12 protein-coding genes are annotated in these 17,900 nt (G+C 63.8%); 2 read left to right on the top strand and 10 right to left on the bottom strand.

Annotated elements, in window-relative coordinates; all coding sequences use genetic code 11:
- The gene (gene recG / locus EJ576_RS01285; protein WP_025999713.1) at positions 1-2,076 is read left to right on the top strand and encodes an ATP-dependent DNA helicase RecG; all 2,076 of its coding nucleotides are present in this window, start codon (positions 1-3) and stop codon (positions 2,074-2,076) included.
- Between the two features lie 77 nt (positions 2,077-2,153).
- Positions 2,154-3,554, top strand: a complete 1,401-nt coding sequence (locus EJ576_RS01280; protein WP_122729884.1) for an aminoacyl-tRNA deacylase and HDOD domain-containing protein — start codon at positions 2,154-2,156, stop codon at positions 3,552-3,554.
- 129 nt (positions 3,555-3,683) lie between these two features.
- Here EJ576_RS01280 and EJ576_RS01275 read toward each other — a convergent pair whose 3' ends face one another.
- The 10 genes from EJ576_RS01275 to EJ576_RS01230 form a co-directional block, all read right to left on the bottom strand.
- Positions 3,684-4,058, bottom strand: coding sequence for a hypothetical protein (locus tag EJ576_RS01275; RefSeq protein WP_010207528.1), 375 nt, complete (start codon positions 4,056-4,058; stop codon positions 3,684-3,686).
- 124 nt (positions 4,059-4,182) lie between these two features.
- Positions 4,183-5,109 (bottom strand): type VI secretion system-associated lipoprotein TagQ, encoded by a 927-nt coding sequence (tagQ, locus tag EJ576_RS01270; protein WP_122729886.1) that lies wholly within the window; start codon positions 5,107-5,109, stop codon positions 4,183-4,185.
- An 84-nt stretch (positions 5,110-5,193) separates the two neighbouring features.
- Positions 5,194-6,903, bottom strand: a complete 1,710-nt coding sequence (locus tag EJ576_RS01265) for an SUMF1/EgtB/PvdO family nonheme iron enzyme (RefSeq protein ID WP_122729887.1) — start codon at positions 6,901-6,903, stop codon at positions 5,194-5,196.
- Positions 6,896-8,080 carry an ABC transporter permease gene (locus tag EJ576_RS01260; protein ID WP_126569449.1) on the bottom strand — a complete coding sequence of 395 codons (1,185 nt, stop codon included), beginning with the start codon at positions 8,078-8,080 and terminating at the stop codon, positions 6,896-6,898. The genes EJ576_RS01265 and EJ576_RS01260 overlap by 8 nt, the downstream gene beginning before the upstream one ends.
- Entirely contained in the window at positions 8,080-8,784 is a 705-nt protein-coding gene (locus tag EJ576_RS01255; protein ID WP_126569448.1) for an ABC transporter ATP-binding protein, read from the bottom strand. The genes EJ576_RS01260 and EJ576_RS01255 overlap by 1 nt, the downstream gene beginning before the upstream one ends.
- Positions 8,784-11,741 carry a serine/threonine-protein kinase gene (locus EJ576_RS01250; RefSeq protein ID WP_126569447.1) on the bottom strand — a complete coding sequence of 986 codons (2,958 nt, stop codon included), beginning with the start codon at positions 11,739-11,741 and terminating at the stop codon, positions 8,784-8,786. Before EJ576_RS01250 ends, EJ576_RS01255 begins: the two co-directional genes overlap by 1 nt.
- The gene (locus EJ576_RS01245) at positions 11,738-12,457 is read right to left on the bottom strand and encodes a PP2C family serine/threonine-protein phosphatase (RefSeq protein WP_028618488.1); all 720 of its coding nucleotides are present in this window, start codon (positions 12,455-12,457) and stop codon (positions 11,738-11,740) included. The genes EJ576_RS01250 and EJ576_RS01245 overlap by 4 nt, the downstream gene beginning before the upstream one ends.
- The gene (gene tagF, locus EJ576_RS01240) at positions 12,458-13,111 is read right to left on the bottom strand and encodes a type VI secretion system-associated protein TagF (protein ID WP_122729895.1); all 654 of its coding nucleotides are present in this window, start codon (positions 13,109-13,111) and stop codon (positions 12,458-12,460) included.
- Positions 13,108-16,608 (bottom strand): type VI secretion system membrane subunit TssM, encoded by a 3,501-nt coding sequence (gene tssM / locus EJ576_RS01235; protein WP_126569446.1) that lies wholly within the window; start codon positions 16,606-16,608, stop codon positions 13,108-13,110. The genes tagF and tssM overlap by 4 nt, the downstream gene beginning before the upstream one ends.
- Entirely contained in the window at positions 16,605-17,894 is a 1,290-nt protein-coding gene (locus tag EJ576_RS01230; protein ID WP_028618491.1) for a DotU family type VI secretion system protein, read from the bottom strand. The genes tssM and EJ576_RS01230 overlap by 4 nt, the downstream gene beginning before the upstream one ends.
- Positions 17,895-17,900 lie beyond the last annotated feature (6 nt).

Below are 17,900 nucleotides of genomic sequence, written 5' to 3'. Positions count from 1 at the left end.
ATGACTGAGCTGTCGCAGGTGTCGGTGACGGCACTCAAGGGTGTCGGTGAAGCCATGGCCGAGAAGTTGGCCAAGGTCGGCCTGGAAAACCTCCAGGACGTGTTGTTTCACCTGCCCCTGCGCTATCAGGACCGCACCCGCGTGGTGCCCATCGGCCAGTTGCGCCCTGGGCAGGACGCGGTGGTCGAAGGCACGGTCAGCGGCGCCGACGTGGTGATGGGCAAGCGTCGCAGCCTGGTGGTGCGTCTGCAGGACGGCACCGGTGGCCTGAGCCTGCGCTTCTACCATTTCAGCAACGCACAGAAAGAAGGCCTAAAACGCGGCACCCGCGTACGCTGCTACGGCGAAGCGCGGCCTGGTGCATCGGGCCTGGAGATCTATCACCCGGAATACCGCGCCATTACCGGCGATGAACCGCCGCCAGTCGACACCACGCTCACACCGATCTACCCGCTCACCGAAGGCCTGACCCAGCAACGCCTGCGCCAGCTGTGCATGCAGACGCTGACGATGCTCGGCCCGAAAAGCCTGCCCGACTGGCTGCCGCTGGAGCTGGCCCGCGACTATCAACTGGCGTCGCTGGACGATGCGATTCGCTACTTGCATCACCCGCCTGCCGATGCCGATGTCGACGAGCTGGCGCTGGGTCATCACTGGGCCCAGCACCGCCTGGCGTTTGAAGAACTGCTGACCCACCAACTGTCCCAGCAGCGCCTGCGCGAAAGCATGCGTTCCCTGCGTGCGCCGGCGATGCCCAAGGCCACGCGTTTGCCCGCGCAATACCTGGCCAACCTGGGCTTTGCGCCGACCGGCGCCCAACAACGCGTCGGTAATGAAATCGCCTACGACTTAAGCCAGCAGGAACCCATGCTGCGCCTGATCCAGGGCGATGTGGGCGCAGGCAAGACCGTGGTCGCCGCTCTCGCCGCCTTGCAAGCGCTGGAAGCCGGTTACCAAGTGGCGTTGATGGCGCCCACCGAAATTCTTGCCGAGCAGCACTTCATCACCTTCAAGCGCTGGCTCGAGCCGCTGGGCCTGGAAGTGGCGTGGCTGGCCGGCAAGCTCAAGGGCAAGGTACGCGCAGCGGCACTGGAGCAGATTGCCGGTGGAGCACCCATGGTGGTGGGCACCCACGCGCTGTTTCAGGATGAAGTGCAATTCAAGAATCTGGCGCTGGTGATCATCGACGAACAGCATCGATTCGGCGTGCAGCAACGCCTGGCCCTGCGCCAGAAAGGCGTGGGCGGGCGCATGAACCCGCACCAGTTGATCATGACCGCCACGCCGATCCCGCGCACCCTGGCGATGAGCGCCTACGCCGACCTCGACACCTCGATCCTCGACGAACTGCCGCCCGGCCGGACGCCGGTCAACACCGTGTTGGTCACCGACACCCGACGTGTCGAAGTGATCGAGCGCGTGCGCGGCGCCTGTGCCGAAGGGCGCCAGGCGTACTGGGTGTGCACGCTGATCGAAGAGTCCGAAGAGCTAACCTGCCAGGCTGCCGAGACCACCTTTGAGGACCTTACCAGCGCCTTGGGCGAGCTCAAGGTCGGCTTGATCCATGGCCGCATGAAGCCCGCAGAAAAAGCCGCCGTGATGGCCGAATTCAAGGCCGGTAACCTGCAACTGTTGGTGGCTACCACGGTGATCGAGGTCGGTGTGGACGTACCCAACGCCAGCTTGATGATTATCGAGAACCCCGAGCGCCTTGGCCTGGCGCAACTGCACCAGTTGCGCGGCCGGGTCGGCCGGGGCAGCGCCGCCAGCCATTGCGTGCTGCTCTACCACCCGCCGCTGTCACAGATTGGTCGCCAGCGCCTGGGCATCATGCGTGAAACCAACGACGGTTTTATCATTGCCGAAAAAGACCTCGAACTGCGCGGCCCCGGTGAAATGCTCGGCACCCGCCAGACCGGCCTGCTGCAATTCAAGGTCGCCGACCTGATGCGCGACGCTGACCTGCTGCCGGCCGTGCGCGATGCGGCGCAAGCGCTGCTCGAACGTTGGCCGGATCATGTCAGCCCATTGCTGGACCGCTGGCTACGCCATGGGCAGCAATACGGCCAAGTGTGACGCCTGACTCACTTAGTCGACCAACACTTGTATCAAGCTGGTTATACTTCGTGGACTGTAAGAAATTGGATCAGGCCATGTCAGAAGTTGCCCTCGCCACAGCCCCACTGACCGCCCCGCCGGTCATTCGGGCTCTGCTCGCAAAACTCGCCATCCCCTACACGGAAGTCACCGACCTACCGGGCCTGAATCCTGCGCGAAAGGTCCAGGCCGTGTTGCTGGAAGACGCGGTGGGCGCACTGATGGTGCTGTTCCCGCAGAACCAATTGCTCGACCTCAACCGCCTCGCCGAACTCACCGGTCGCCGCCTCACGGCAGTGTCGCCGGATCGCGTCGAACGCATGCTGGGCAAGCACGAACTGAGCCTGTTGCCAGGCCTGCCGCCGCTCACCAGTTCGCCGTGCCTGTACGAAGGCAGCCTGCTCAACGAGCCGAGCCTGCTGGTGCATTCGGGCGAAGCCGGGCTGCTACTGGAAATACCGACCGACACGTTCAAGACGATGCTGACCAAGGCCAGCGCCGGCCACTTCGGCGAGCCGCTGAGCAACATCCGCCCCAACCTTGACCGCCCGAATGATGACCGCGAGGAAATTACCCAGGCGATGCAGGCATTCACCGCCCGCCGCATCCAGCAACGCCTGGAAGCGACCATCGAGATTCCACCGCTGGCCGACACGGCGCAGAAGATCATCAAGCTGCGTGTCGACCCGAATGCCACCATTGATGACATCACCGGCGTGGTCGAAACCGACCCCGCTTTGGCCGCGCAAGTCGTGAGCTGGGCCGCGTCGCCCTACTACGCGTCGCCGGGCAAGATCCGCTCCGTGGAAGACGCCATCGTGCGCGTGCTGGGTTTTGACCTGGTGATCAACCTGGCCCTGGGCCTGGCATTGGGCAAGACCCTGAGCCTGCCCAAGGATCACCCGCACCAGTCCACACCCTACTGGCACCAGTCAATCTACACCGCCGCCGTGATCGAAGGCCTGACCCGCGCTATGCCCCGTGCCCAGCGCCCGGAAGCCGGCCTGACCTACCTCGCGGGCCTGCTGCACAACTTCGGTTACCTGCTGCTGGCTCACGTGTTCCCGCCGCACTTTTCGCTGATCTGCCGTCACCTGGAGGTCAACCCGCACCTGTGCCACAGCTATGTCGAGCAACACCTGCTGGGCATCAGCCGCGAGCAAATCGGTGCGTGGCTGATGCGCTACTGGGACATGCCGGATGAACTGTCCACTGCCCTGCGCTTCCAGCACGATCCGACCTACGATGGTCAGTACGCTGAATACCCGAACCTGGTGTGTCTGGCGGTACGCTTGTTGCGCAGCCGTGGGATTGGCTCCGGGCCGGATGAGGCGATTCCGGATGCGCTGCTGGAGCGGTTGGGGTTGAGCCGTGACAAGGCTGAAGAAGTGGTCGGGAAAGTGTTGGATGCCGAGGTGTTGTTGCGGGAGCTGGCGTCCCAGTTCAGCCAGGGATAAATCCGTCACCTGTCAGACCGCTATCGCAGGCAAGCCAGCTCCCACAGAGACTGCATTCCAAGGTTGGAACCCGGTCAACTGTGGGAGCTGGCTTGCCTGCGATGAATTCACCTCGGTCTGACTGAAAATCTACTTCTTTTTCTTCGGCTTCAAATACTTGGTCAACCCCTGGAACCAGATCACCAGCGCCGGGTTTCCCTTGATCTGGATCGACTTGTCCTGAATCCCCGTCATGAACGCCAATTGCTTGTTCTTCGCCTGCATCGTGGCGAAGCCGTAGGCCGCATCTTTAAAGGCGATGGCGAACGCCGGCGACGGGTGAACACCCGAACGGCTGGTGATGCGCTGGTCTTTGACGATGAAGTGACGGGCAACCTTGCCGTCGAGGGTCTGCAACTGGAATGCCAGGTCTTTATCGCCCAACTGTTGCTGGAAGGCAGGATTGGTGCGGCTGGCTTTGCCCATCATCAGGCCCAGCACCCACAGGAGAAGACGAAATTTCATGCACACGGCCTCGGTGTAATTATTGAGTGGCCGCAGCAGTTTAACGATTTGCAAAAAGAACGCCACCGATCTTGCGCATTAGCGGAAGATCGGCTGGCGTTTGACGCTTATAGCAGCATGTTACTTAAACGTTAGGGCAAGGTACCGGTGCCCAGTCGGCTAGGTTCGGATCGCGGCAGCTGCCTTCGAGCTGGGCCTTGCCGGCGCTGGCGACCTGCTTGCTTTCAGCTTGCTTGGCCTGCACGGTCTGGATGCTCTTCTCGGTGGTGACTGCTTCTTTAGGCACGACTGGCAAGTCTTTCTTCTTCGCGACTTTCGGCGGATTCTTGCCTTTCTTGGCCGGTACAACTGGCGGCGCTACTTCGGCTTGGGCCACGGTCACTACGTCGTTACGGTGCACACCCACTTGTTGCAGGTCTTTTTCGTAGGCCTGGGTGTAGTTGTTCAGGTCTTCGCTGGCTTTGCCGTTGACCGCGACGATCAGGTCATTGGATTCCTTCAGGCCCGCCACGATTTCCGCCAGGCGCTTGCGGCCTTCGGTGTCGTTGACGGTCTTGGCCTTGCGGTCGGCCACCAGCTTGGTGAACGCGCTCTGGTAGCACTGTTGCGACGCTTTGGCATAGGCGGTGCTGCGGTCGATGTCGGAGGCGCTTTTGTTGAAGTCGGTGGAGTAGGAGGCAATGCGCTGGTTGTCATCGCTGATCTGCTTCTGGCGCTCGGTGTAGTAACCCGCCGCGCCGCCGGCCAGGGCGCCGCCCGCTGCACCGATGGCGGCGTTACGGCCGCGCTTGTCGGAGTCGCCGGTCAGGGCGCCCAGCAGTGCACCGCCGGCCGCGCCGATGGCTGCGCCGGTGACGACCGACTTGGTCATGTCCGAGTCAGTCGCACGCAGGTGCTGCACCGGCTCATAGCAGTTCGGGTAGTACTCGACCTTGGTGCTCGACGCGACCTTAGAGGCCGGCGACGTGGCACAACCGGTCAACACAGTGCTGAAACCGGCCGCGATCAGCAGCAAGTGACGCTTGGAAACCGCCTTACGGGAAAAAAGCATAAGTGTGTTCTCGTTTAAGTTTGACTTGCCCAGCACGGCCCACCGCCGCCTGAGTCCCTTCCAAGCTCGCCATACAGCCAGCGCTCATCGCTGACCGCTCGCTGCGAGCAATTCCTTCAAGATCGTTGCCGGGTCGGCCCGCTGTTGCTTGCGGTAGTTGCCGACATGGCGAACGAACAGTGTTGCGCGCGTCACCAGGCTCTTACCGAGCACCGGCTTGCGATCCAACTCTTCCTTGATCCGTTGAAACTGCGCCTGGATCACCGCATCGGTGTAACGCGTGCCAGTGGCCAGGTTGTCGATATAGATCGCCACGGCGCCATCGAGCGCGCTACGGCCATTGGCAATCGCCATGTCGAACAGCTGCGCACTGGCCTCGTCCTTGTTGTCCAGGGACTGCTGGCGGCTCTTCTGCAGGTTGGCCAGTCGGATGTTGTAGTTGGCGATGGTTTCGGCAACCAACGCGGCCGACTGGATCAGGTTGCCCGCCGCCTCTTCGCGTTGCTGGGCGATCAGCGAGACGTTGCGCTTGAGTTCTTCGTTGACCAGCCCCAGCTCGGCTTGCAGCTTGGGGTCGGCGCTGGCGGCGATGATGCTGTCCAGGCGCTTGGTCGGGTCCTGGGCATCGTCGATGGCGTCGGTCAGCGAAGCCAGGCGACCTTCTTTCTGCCATTGGGCGAACAACTCCTTGTAACGTGAACGCGGCGCCGACAAGGCGCCAATCGCCACGCGGAACCCGGTGGTCTCGTTGCTTTGCTCGGTGCCGTCGGCGGCGAACAGCGGGTACTCGCGGCGCATGCCGGTGAACAGCGTGCCCTCGCCTTCCAGGTAGTTGCCACCCTTGACCACAAAGCCGCCGTAGGTGCCCTGACGACGCCCGGCGTGCACCAGTTGGAAGGATTCCTGGACCATTTCCGCCGCGTTGCCGATCACATCGAACAGACCGATCGGGTTGGGCAATTTGGTGCCGATAGGCATCAGGCGCGCGGCCTGGCCGGTACCGCCGGCGACCTGGTTGAACACGGCGTAATCGCCGAGCGGGCCGTCGCTGTCACTGCCTTCGGTACGGCGCGGGAACAGCCGCCCTTCCAGGTCCTGGCGGCTGACGGCATGACCGCCACGCGCGGCGAATTCCCACTCCACTTCGGTGGGCAGGCGCACAAAACCCAAGCCGCCGTCGTCCGCCGAAGAGCCGCGTCCGCTGACCGGCAGCAACTCACGGTGGTATTTCATCAACCAGGCGCTGTACACCGCCGAAAAACGCTCGGCCTCAAAGCGCGACAGCTTCACCTTGGGCAAGCGCCCGGCCATGCCGGTGGGTGCGTCGCACGCAGGCGCGGGTTCACCACTGGCCAACGACTGCGCCTGGGACATCACCTGGGCGTACTGGCGTGCAGTCACTTCGTACTTGCCGATGAAGTACAGCATCGGCTTGAGCGGAGTCTTGGCGTCGGTTTTCGGCATCAACGGCGCGATGATTTTGTTCCAGTCTTTGGGCAGGTCCTTGAGGGTGAACTGGCCATTGATGAAGTCGCGGCGGTAGCCGGAAATGAATGACTGCTGATAGCCCGCCTCGCCTTCGGCAAAGGGGTAGCCGAGGCTGATCTCGCGGTCATCCAGGGTGCCTTGGGCCAACACGTAGGCGTAACGAAACACCATGTTGCCTTCGCACGGCAGCGGTAGGCTGACGTCGCCCTCCAGCGGCTTGGGGTTATCGAGTTTGTCACTCGCCTCATCGGCCCAGGCCATAGAGGCCAGGGTCAGCGCCACACAGGCGCCCAGTAACTTATACATCTCTGATTCCTTCAGAAGCCTGGATCCGCGCCACTCGCCAGCCACCACAGGCCGCCGCCACGGCGCTGACGCCCATGACTGCAGCCAGGGCCAGGCCGTAATGACGCGCCAACAGGTGGCTGGCGTGTTCGCCCGGCGCCTGCACAAATAACGTGTTCAAAGCCGCCTCGGCCAAGCCATACAGGCCGGCACTGAGCACGGCGGCGAAACCTGCGCTGTACAGCGCCTGCACCACCACAAACAACAACAGCCCACCGGTGGAAAACCCCAACAGGCGCAACACCGACAATTCCCGACGCTTACGCACCACGGCGGCCAACGCTCCAGCAAAGATCGCCGCAAACGCCCCCGCCAACGCCAACCCGCAGATCACCCAGAACACGATCGACAGGTTGCGGCTCAACGACTGCACCTGCGCGATGGTCTGCGCCTGGGTCGACACCAGCAGGTTCTGCCCGGCGAAAAACACCCGCAGCGGTTCCACATCGGTGAGGTTGCGCGCATACAGGCGGAATGCCGGGTACACGCGCTGTTCACTCACACCGACCGCTTCACCCTCCCAGCCCAAGGCCGGCACCGCACGACCATCGCGGTAATCTTCTGCTGCTTCCAGCAATTTCAAATCGGCAAACAGCCCATCACGGGCGAAGGCTTCCAGCGGCAATACCGCCAGCACCTGCAAACGCGCGCGCTGGGCCTCGAAGCGCCCTGCCACTTGCCGTGCAAAGCTGGTCTCCAGCCAATCCCCCGGCCGCGCTGCCAGCTTCTCGGCGGCGGTGTGACTCAGCACCATCTGGTCCAGGCCCCTCGGCACCGGAAGACCCGCCAGCAAGGGATCACCCGATGCGGTCGGCAGCATTTCCAGGGCCAAGGCGCCCACCTGCGCGGTCGCCGCAATTTGTCGCGTGCGCGGGAGTGCAAACGCCACATCGCTGCGCTGGCCGAGTTGCTCGATAAAGGCGCTGCTGAATCGACCACCGCCCAACGGAATAATTTCACGGGTGGCGGGGTCGGTCTGCAAACGTTCGGTCAAACTGCTAACCAGTCCAAATTTCAGGCCGAATAACACCAGCAACGGTGCAATGACGGCGACCAGCGCCAGTACCGAACAAACCGACAGCCAGGCATCGTTGCGATAGTCCTGCCAGGCCAGCGACGCCACCAGACCGAGGCGCATCAGCACACCTCCCCGAGGGTCGCGGTGACGCCGCCGTCGGTGTCGCGACGGCAACTGATACGCCGCACCTGCAAGCCACTGGCGCGGGCCAGGGGTTCGTCATGGGTGGCAATCACACAGGCGGCACGGTGTTCGCGCGCCTGGGCCAGCAACGCCTGCATCACGCGCTCGGCATTCAAGGGGTCGAGGGACGCCGTCGGTTCATCCGCCAACACCAATTGCGGCGCATGAGCCAGGGCGCGGGCACAGCTGACGCGCTGGCGCTGGCCCACCGAGAGCGCCGCCGGTTTCTTGGCCAACTGGTCGCTGATTTCCAACTGCTTGGCCAGGCGCGCCACGCTGCCGTCGTCCTTCAAGCCCAACAGTTGCCGTGACAAGGCGATATTGCCGCGCACATCGAGAAACCCCAGCAAACCACCGGTTTGCAGCACATAGCCCAGATGCTGGCTACGCAGCGCGGCCAGCGTGGATTGCTGATCACCGCGCCACAATCCGGCAATGTCCTGCTGATGAAATTCAAACTGCCCGACCTGATCCGGTGCCAATACCAACGCCAGCAAATCCAGCAAGGTGCTTTTGCCACAACCGCTGGGCCCGACAATCGCCAATTGCTCACCCGCACGCAGCGTCAGCGCCGGAATCACCAGGCTGTAGCGCTGGCTGCCGACGCCCCGGCTCTTGTGCACCGCGTTCAGGTTCAGCATCACGGCAACGTCGACAACGGCACGCGGTACAACGCGTCACCCGGCTCGGCATCGCCGAAACGGACCCAGTTGGCCACATCATTGTGGAAGGTTTCGTAGAGGCGGATCTTCGAATCGAGCTCGTCGATAAAGTCTTCCTGCTCGGCCACGCTCAACGACAACCACAGGTCCTGGGTCATGTTCAGCGACTTGCTGCGGTACGGCAGGCCTTCCAGGTATTCACCCAAGATGCCGCCGTCGGCCAGGTTGCCGCCCTTGCGCAGGGCCTGTGGGTCGCGGCTCATATAGGCGGAGGCGCTGGCGATTTCCTGGAAGAAGTCCTTGGGTGACGTCTGGGTCTTGCGCGCCGCGTCGACGATCAATTTCAGCGACTGCTGCAGGTCATTGAGCTGCAACTTGGTCAGCATCACACACACCTGGAACGCCGGCAGTGCCGGGTTGGTCAGGTCGCGGTCGGCAGTCCAGGCGCTGACCAGTTGCGGTGCCTGACTCGCGGCTTTACGGCCGAGGAAATCCATGTGCATGGCATAACCGACGGCGGCGGACTTATCCGCCAGACTCGGCGCGCTGTTCAACAACGGCACCGGCTGTGGCGTGTTGCTGCGCACTTGATGCACAAGATTGGCGAACACCGTACCGATCTCATCCACACGCTCTCCGAGCTTGCGCACATCACCACCGGGCACCGCCGTGTAGAGGTCGCCGATCTGCGGGTTGGCGTCGGCGGTGAGGATGCGGTACTGGCTCTCGGCGCCGGCATGGGTTTTCTTGCCGGCGTCGGTACGCAGGTGCAGGGCGTAGATCTTGATCTGTTTGCCCAGCGCGGCCTGGCGTACCTCGGCTTCGTTCATCTGGGTGGCGGCGAACGGATCGTTCTTGCGCAGCGCACCGGCATCGGTGACCAGCAGGATGATGCGTCCGCCATAGCCGGACCAATCCATGCCATCCACTGCCTGCATTACGCCGGCGAACGCATCTTCGTTGAACGAATGGCTGGACACAGTGGACGCCTTGACCTGGCGCGCCATGTCGAGGAAACGTTGCGGGTCGCGGCCCTGATCGAGGGTGATCAAGGTCTTGGCGACGTATTCCAGGCCAGGGGTTTTCTTGATGCTGCTGCGAAAGCCGACCATGCCGAAGCTCACGCTGTCCAACTCGCCGCGTTCGCCGATGCGCGTTTGCAGTTCGTGCACCACGTCGCGGATCTGGTCGATGTAGGGCTGCATGGAAACGGTGGTGTCCACCACCAGCACAACAGCCGTGCGGAAGGCGTCAGCATTGGCGTTGATCACCGGCGTGGCCGGTTTAGCGGCGCTGGTGCCTGGGTCGATGGAAGCCACATTGAGCAACTGCACCGGCTGGCCGTTTTCGTCGAAGCTCTCTTTGGCGTCGAAGATCGGCAGCAGGTAGAACTGGTTTTGCGGCACAGCGCTGGCGGTCGGTTCCAGGGCCAGGATCTGGCTGTTGTCCTCACTGTTTTTCTGCGCCTTGGCCAGTACGCCTTTGGCGGCGGCCGGGTCAGCCAGCAACCTTTCCACTTCAGCGGATTGGCGCAGGAACATTACCGGCGCGCGGCCTGAACGCTCGGTGAACTTGAGCACCAGGCTCTGCTTCCAGTCGCTGACCTGGGACGCAGGCAACCAGCCGTCGCTGCGGCCATCGGTGGCGGCGCCGACGCGTACCCATGGGTTGCCGTCAACGTCCTTGCGTTGGTAGACGTAAAGCACGGAAAACGCCGGCAAGGCCTTGCCCGGCGCACTGCCGGCGTCCGTTGAAAGCTTGGCGCCAGGTTTGCTGAGGACGCGTTGGAACAGGGTTTTCTTACCCGCCATCAGCAACGGACGCTGGCCGCCATCCACTTCTGCCACAGGCGCCGCCACAGGGGGCACAACCACCGCAGCCGGGGGCTTGGCCACGGGCTCATCGCTGCCGCTCAACCACCAATAACTCGCACCACCAATGGCCAACGCAACCGCCACTGCAACAGCGGCGAGTGCCAACACCGGCCCACGGCGCTGCTCGCTGTGCTGGGTCGGCGGCACCACCGGTTGGCGCACCGGCTGGGGTTTCTCGGTGGGGATCTCGATGGATTCCGGAGTGATACCCGCCAGCTCAAAATTCATCGGGATCGGCAACGGCCGCACCAACGTAGCCTCTGGCGATTCCGACGGCAGGTTATCCAACGCCCGCAACAACGCCGCCGCATCCGCGAAGCGCTCCGCCGGATCCTTGGCCAACAGCTTGCGCAGCACCTCCTGATAACGACCGTGGTGCACCGGCAATTCGGGCAGCGGTTCAGTCAGGTGCGCGAGCGCCGTGGAGAGCGCATCGGTGCCAGTGTATGGCAGCTTGCCGACGAGAATCTCGTACAGCACCACACCCAACGCGTACAGGTCGGCGCGACCATCAATCTCTTGGCCCCGCGCCTGCTCTGGGCTCATGTAACTCGGCGTGCCTACGGCGAACCCGGCCTGGGTAAATTGAGTACGATCATCCAGCGACTTGGCGATACCGAAGTCCGACAGCACCGCCGTACCATCGGCGCGGAACAGAATGTTCGCCGGTTTCACATCGCGGTGCACCAGGCCCTGGGCATGGGCATAGCCCAGCGCCGAGGCGATCTGGCGGATCAGCGTGACGCCCTGCTCCGGCGTCATGCCGGCCGCGATGCGCTCCTTGAGCGTACCGTTGGGCAGGTATTCCATGGCCATGTAATACAGCTCACCGACATTGCCGATGTCATGGATGGTCACCGTGTGCGGGTGCGACAAGCGCGCCAGGGTCTTGCCCTCACGCAGGAAGCGTTCGCAGAAGCTCGGGTCAGCCGCCAATGCCGCCGCCATCACCTTCAACGCCACCTTGCGCTCCAGGGAACGCTGGGTCGCCAGGTACACGCTGGCCATGGCGCCTTCGCCGATCTCGCCTTCGATGTCATAACCCGGAATCAGGATGTTCATGCCGATACCTTCACAACGATGGCGGTAATGTTGTCCGGCGCACCCCGGTTGAGCCCCAGGTGCACCAGGCTGCGCACGATTTCATCCGGCGTGTCGTGGCCGAGGACTTCGCGGATCTCATGGTCTTCGACGGTCTTGTTCAGACCATCGCTGCACAGCAAATAGCTGTCACCGGGAGCGATCAGCAGGTCGACCACCGCCAGTTCCAGGTGCGCTTCCACGCCAATCGCACGGGTGACGATATTGGCGCGTGGATGCGTGCGGGCGTCGGCTTCGCTGAGCAGGCCACTGTCTTGCAGGTCTTGCACGTAGCTGTGGTCGCGGGAGATGCCTTCCAGCACGCCGTCGCGCAGGCGGTACAAGCGGCTGTCGCCAGCCCACAGGCAAACGCCGCGCAGGCCACGGGCGGCCAACAACACCACGGTGCTGCCCATCATGGTCACGCCACGATGGGCGGTTTCTTCGCGCACGGCGGCGTTGATGCGCAGCAGGTCGTTGCGCAGCGCCGCCGTGTATTCATCCAGCGAGCGCCCCACCGGCACGCTGCGCAGGCTGTCGACGATCAGGCTGCTCACGTAGTCCCCCGCCGCGTGCCCGCCCATGCCGTCGGCCACCACCCACAGGCGGTTTTCCGGCAGGTCCAGGCAGGCGTCTTCGTTGACCTGGCGGACCATGCCCACATGGCTTTTGCTCGCGGATTTGTACGTCGACCCCATCTACACCACACCTTCTTGTCCGAGCAAAAACTGCGCAAAATCGTCGGCGGCAGGCAGGCCCTGACACCGCAACAAACCAGGGGAAATCGTCTGCGAGCCACGGCCCCACCACAGGCTCGCGCCTTCGCAGGCCTGTTCGGCCAGGGCGGTCAGACGCCCCTGAGGCACGGTGGTAGCCACCCGTTGCAGGCCGGCGAAACGGCTGCCCACGGTACGCGGTTCGCTCGCTGGGAAACCCAGGCCATCGAGGCCTTCATTGAAGCGTTCGAAGGTGGCACCGGCATCCAGGGTGCTGAGCAGCAACGCTTCGGCCTGCTCGAACCAGGTGTCCGGCCCGCCGACCAGGGACGCGGGATTGGTGTCGTGATCGAGCAAGGTCACCACCGCCAGTGGGAAGTAACGCCCGACCCGGTCGATGCTCGGCATCACCACACCCGCCGCCGCGTCCGGTCCGCATACACCCGGCGCCAGCACAAAGCGCCACAACGGGCTGACCAGGTAGGTGTTGAGCCAGTCGCCGCCCAGGCTGCTCTGGCTGGCGAGCAGACCCGCCGCCAACCAGCTGTCCCACGGGCCGATAAAACTCTGGGGTAGTGCGCGGCTGACAAAGTCACCACGACTGGCCAACTTGCCGTAGAAACCCAGCGTCGTCATAGCCGCTCCGGCAGGCTGAAGCCACTGAGCACGCGGCTCTTGAACGGGTTGAAGGCGCTGTTGGCGCGCAGTTCGTAGGCAATGCTCGCACCGTCGACACGCAGGCGCAGGTTGAAGCGGTCCGGGGAATTACCAGCCGTAAGGTCCGATTGCTCCAGCAGGCGGAACCAGGCCCACGGTCCGTCCAGGGTCACGCCGGAACGGCCACTGGCCGAGGGCGGCATGATGGAGATACGCACCACGCCAATGCTGCCGGGGTTTGGCCATTGCATCGCCACTGGGCGGCTCGGGCCGTGGTCGTAGCTCAGTTGCTGACCGTCCAGGTCCAGCAGGAACTGGGTGATGGTCGGGTCCATCGACACCGGCTTGAGTTCGAAACGCACGATGGGCTGGGTGCCACCCGAGCGGAAGAACGCATCGCGGATCGTCGCCGCGCGCTGGAAGGTTTGCAGCACGCCCGGAGCAATGCCGAGCTTCTGCGCCGCGCCCGGCTGCCAGCGCCAGGTCTGCGCGGAGGTGTCTACGTAAGGCTGCAGGTATTTGCGGAAATAGTTGTCCATCACTCCGCCCACGCCGAAGAACTGGCCGAAGTCATCCAGGGTGGCGTCCCGTGCGCTGCCCGGCGACATCGGGTAGCGGCCGGCCAGGGACTGGCGATACACGTTGACCACTTCGCTGACCCAGGCCGCGTTCAGTTGATTGCGCACCCCGCCCATCATGCTGTTGGTGGTGGAATTGACCACCGACTTGACCATGCCCTGCACCAACGGTGGCTGGCGTTCGGCATTCAGGCTGACCCGCGTGGCCGCAGCGGACGCCTGGTTCTTCGCCTCACCGAGCAAGGCATCACCGCTGGCGCCGACCATGGCGCTGACCTGCACATACAGCGCATTCATATCGGTGAGCAGGCCATCGATGGCCGCCGGCTCGCCTTCGTTCTTGCTGACAATGCTGTTGAGTTCGGCAAAGTGTGCGGTCACCGGATCATCCGCAGCAGCAGGTGCATTGGCGGCCGGTTGTTCCTGGCCAAGCAGGCTGCCCAGGCGCTCCTTGAGCTTGTCGACGCCCCCGTCCACCGGCACGCCTTTGGCGGCCAATTGGCGCTCTTCGGCTTGCAGATCGGTTTCCTTGGCCACCGCCACCAGCAGTTTTTTCAGCGGAGAAGTCGGACCGGATATCACCCGCAATACGTCGGCCGCCTGGGCCACGCTGGTGATCGGCACAAAGTCGATGTCCGCCAGCAACGCATCCCACTGGCGCTGGTAATCCTGGAAATACAGGCGGCGTACGTCAGCGGCGAGGCTCACCACGTTCTGCTGGTCGGCCTGTTCGTGCCCCAACACCCACTGCTCTTCAGCCAGGGTGCCGGTCTGGTTCAGGCTGCTCAGCAAAAACGCCTGGCGATAGCCCTTGGCGGTGAAGAACCCACTCAACGGCTCGCCCAGCGGTTTGCCACTTTTGCGGCTGAACACCAGCGCCGCATCACGACCGGCGGCTTCGTTGATGCGAAAGTCCGGGATGCCTTCGGGCAGTTTCTGGCGTTTGACCCGGTCATACACACGCTGGGCCACCGGCAGTTGCTGCAACTGGCGACGCAGGTCGTCGATCAGCCGGGGATCCAGGCGCGCATTCGGCGGATGGCGTTCGAACAGCGACTGCAAGTGCCCGGCCAATGCCTGGCGCTGATCGGCCGGCAAGTCGCGCGGCAGGTTGCGGTCCCAGTCGAGGGCGATCCAGGCCTTGATGAAGTCCGGATCGTAATGCTCGGAATCGGCGAGCATCAGGTAGGCCTTGAGGCCTTCGTAGAGGAAGTCGGAATTGCCGCCGCCGTGTAGTTGTTCTTCGATGCGCGTCACCAGGCGTGGCGCGAACACGGCGATCAACAGCTTGCGGTAGACACTGGCGGACTCGGCTTCAAGCATGTCGCCCTGGTACAGCCCCAGGCCTTCGGACCAGCTCGGCGAGTCGCCGGCCAGGTTCTTCACGGCGTTGAGCAATGGCAGCACCGCGAGGATGTCACGCTGCGCCGGGCTCAGGTTCTGCACGGACGGGCCCAGCGGTGCGACCTTCTGGTCGACCTGGGCGATATACGCCTGGTTGGCGCGGTAACTCACCCACCACAAACCGCTGACTACCACGACAGTCGCCACGGTGGCGGCCAGCACGCCGCGTGCAATCCACTTGCGTCGGCGCTCGACCTTGGGGTTCACCCCGACCAGTCCACGCTCGGCAAACGCCACGGCGGTGAAGAGTTTTTCGATGAAGTAACTGCGCCCTGTGCCGCTCTGACGCGCCAGGTGCTGGCGGTCCAGGTTCATGCTCTGGGCCATCGCACCGATCAGGCGGTCGATCGGGCTGCCTTCCTGGGTGCCGCTGGTGAAATACACACCGCGCAGCAACACGCGCTCTTCAAAGGCATTGGGCTTGAACACGCCTTCAAGGAAGCTTTGCAGGCAATCCTTCAATGCACCGAACTGCTGCGGGAAGCCGTAGATCAGGTCGCGGCGCGCCGGGTCACGCTCCTGTTGCAGGCGTTCGACCAGGCGTTCGTTGAGGCGCTGTTCCAGGCCGGCGAACTCGCTTTGCAGGTGCGCCAGCGGGCTGTCGCTGTTCTTACCGTCATCCAGGGCAAAGGTCATGCCCCACACCTGGGCGCGCTCTTCCTTGCTCAGGTTGTCGAAGAACTCCATGAAGCCCGGCACCAGGTCGAGCTTGGTCAGCATCAGGTAGATCGGGAAGCGCACGCCCAATTGGGTGTACAGCTCCTGGATACGCAAGCGGATGGCGGCGGCATGGGCGGCGCGCTCGGCGTCGGTGCCGAGCAACAGGTCCGACAGGCTGATGGCGATGAAGGCACCGTCGATAGGCCGGCGCGAGCGCTGCTTTTTCAGCAGGTCGAGGAAGCCCAGCCACGCGGCTTTATCCACCGTGGAGTTGCTGTCCTGGGTGGTGTAGCGCCCGGCGGTGTCGAGCAACACAGCCTGATCGGTAAACCACCAATCGCAGTTGCGCGTGCCGCCAACACCACGCACGGCACCGGCGCCCAACTGCGCAGCCAGCGGGAAGTGCAGGCCGGAGTTGACCAGCGCCGTGGTCTTGCCCGAGCCCGGTGGGCCGATGATCACGTACCACGGCAGCTCGTAGAGATTGCGGCGCTCATCGCCGCCCAGCTTGGCCTTCTTCAGCAGCGCCAGGGCCTCGTCCATGCGCTGGCGCAGGGTGCTGAGTTCTTCGGCGGTGGCGACGCTGTTGGGGTCGGCCGGGGTTTCGGCGGCCAGGCTGCGCATCACTTCGGCGGCCTGACGCCGCGCCTGGATGATGCGGAATACGCGGTAGGCAATCCACACCGCGAACACCAGGATGATCAGCGCCCAGCGGCGCCCTTCCGGCACCAGCACGTCGAGCAACGGCCCGACAAACCAGATGATCAGGCTCAGGGCGATCAGGCCCAGCACGGGAATCACCCAGCGAATCATGAAACTGAAAAACGCCTTCACTCGACGCCCTCCGCCAATACGGTGATTTCAACCCGACGATTGCGGGCGCGGCCTTCTGCGGTGGCGTTGGTCGCCACCGGCTCGGTGTCGCTTCGGCCCTCGGCGCTGAAGCGCTCCGCCTGGCCAGTCTTGGCCGCGAGGATTTCCAGCACAGACTTGGCCCGTGCTTCCGACAGCGCCCAGTTGGACGGGAAGCGCAGCGTGGCAATCGGGCGGTTGTCGCTGTGCCCGGTCACGCGTACCTGGCCTTTCACTTTGCGGATGGCATCGGCGATGCGCAGCATCAGCGGTTGGTAGTCATCGACGATGCTGGAGCTGGCGGACGCAAACAGCTCGTCGCCACGGATGGTCACCACTGAACGGTCGACCGCATCTTCCACGGCAACGCGCCCGGCCTTGATGTCTTCCACCAGAAAACCGGCCAGGCGTGGGCGCTCGATGACTTTGGGTTGTGCCACCGGGCGGTCGATGGCCTGCACCGGGATTTCGCCCAACGCGTGAATATTCTTGAACACCGGCTCGGCATCCGACGCCAGCTTCATGCGCAAACCAAACAGCAGCGCCAGCAACAGCGCCACGCCGATAGCCACGGCGATCCACGGCGGCATGAATTGCGCCAGGCGATCCCGCGCCACGGTCACGCCGCGCCAGTGTGGCGACAGTTCACGTTCGTGTTCGCCACGGGCGCTGCGAATGGCGGCGGCCGTGCGCTCGCGCAGGGTTTCCAACTGACTACGGCCGTCGTTCATTACGCGATAACGGCCTTCAAAACCCAGGCACATGCACAGGTACAGCAGCTCCAGCAGGTACAGGCGTTCCCGTGGACTTTGCAGGCAATGGTCGAGCAACTGAAAGACTTTCTCACCGCCCCAAGCTTCGTTATGCACCGTGATCAGCAGGCTCTGTTTGCCCCAGTCACTGGTGCTGCCCCAAGGCGTACTCAACACCGCTTCATCCAGCGCGGTGCACAGCGCATAACGCGCCAGCAGTACTTCGTTGCGGGCGATACCGGCCGCTTCGGCGCGTTCTTCGAACTGGCGCAGATACGCCAGCAACTGCGCGCGCAGGCTGGCCGGCGCCGGGTGGGCGATGGTGTTGCGCAGGCGCGTCAGCAGTGCCAACAACGGGCCGGCGGCGCTTTCCAGCGGGTTGAGGCCCTGGCTCTTGCCGGTGAGCATCGGCGCGGCCGGCATGGCCAGCGGCGAAGGTTCGGCACGCGCAGGTTCCGGCGCCCGGCCACCCGGACGCGGCATGAACTGGGTGCGGTCATCATCATTGGGATGCATCGCGGA

It is taken from the genome of Pseudomonas sp. C 49-2 (genome assembly GCF_003970195.1).
Classification (GTDB): domain Bacteria; phylum Pseudomonadota; class Gammaproteobacteria; order Pseudomonadales; family Pseudomonadaceae; genus Aquipseudomonas; species Aquipseudomonas canadensis.
Note: the sequence above shows the minus strand (reverse complement) of the source record. Positions and strands in the feature narration are given on the sequence as shown.

Excerpts from the sequence above, each read along its gene's own strand:
- tagQ (WP_122729886.1), bottom strand. The coding sequence starts at position 5,109 with ATGCTTTTTTCCCGTAAGGCGGTTTCCAAGCGTCACTTGCTGCTGATC.
- tagF (WP_122729895.1), bottom strand. The coding sequence starts at position 13,111 with ATGACGACGCTGGGTTTCTACGGCAAGTTGGCCAGTCGTGGTGACTTT.
- EJ576_RS01245 (WP_028618488.1), bottom strand. The coding sequence starts at position 12,457 with ATGGGGTCGACGTACAAATCCGCGAGCAAAAGCCATGTGGGCATGGTC.
- EJ576_RS01260 (WP_126569449.1), bottom strand. The coding sequence starts at position 8,080 with ATGCGCCTCGGTCTGGTGGCGTCGCTGGCCTGGCAGGACTATCGCAAC.
- EJ576_RS01230 (WP_028618491.1), bottom strand. The coding sequence starts at position 17,894 with ATGCATCCCAATGATGATGACCGCACCCAGTTCATGCCGCGTCCGGGT.
- recG (WP_025999713.1), top strand. The coding sequence starts at position 1 with ATGACTGAGCTGTCGCAGGTGTCGGTGACGGCACTCAAGGGTGTCGGT.
- EJ576_RS01250 (WP_126569447.1), bottom strand. The coding sequence starts at position 11,741 with ATGAACATCCTGATTCCGGGTTATGACATCGAAGGCGAGATCGGCGAA.
- EJ576_RS01255 (WP_126569448.1), bottom strand. The coding sequence starts at position 8,784 with ATGCTGAACCTGAACGCGGTGCACAAGAGCCGGGGCGTCGGCAGCCAG.
- EJ576_RS01275 (WP_010207528.1), bottom strand. The coding sequence starts at position 4,058 with ATGAAATTTCGTCTTCTCCTGTGGGTGCTGGGCCTGATGATGGGCAAA.
- EJ576_RS01280 (WP_122729884.1), top strand. The coding sequence starts at position 2,154 with ATGTCAGAAGTTGCCCTCGCCACAGCCCCACTGACCGCCCCGCCGGTC.
- EJ576_RS01265 (WP_122729887.1), bottom strand. The coding sequence starts at position 6,903 with ATGTATAAGTTACTGGGCGCCTGTGTGGCGCTGACCCTGGCCTCTATG.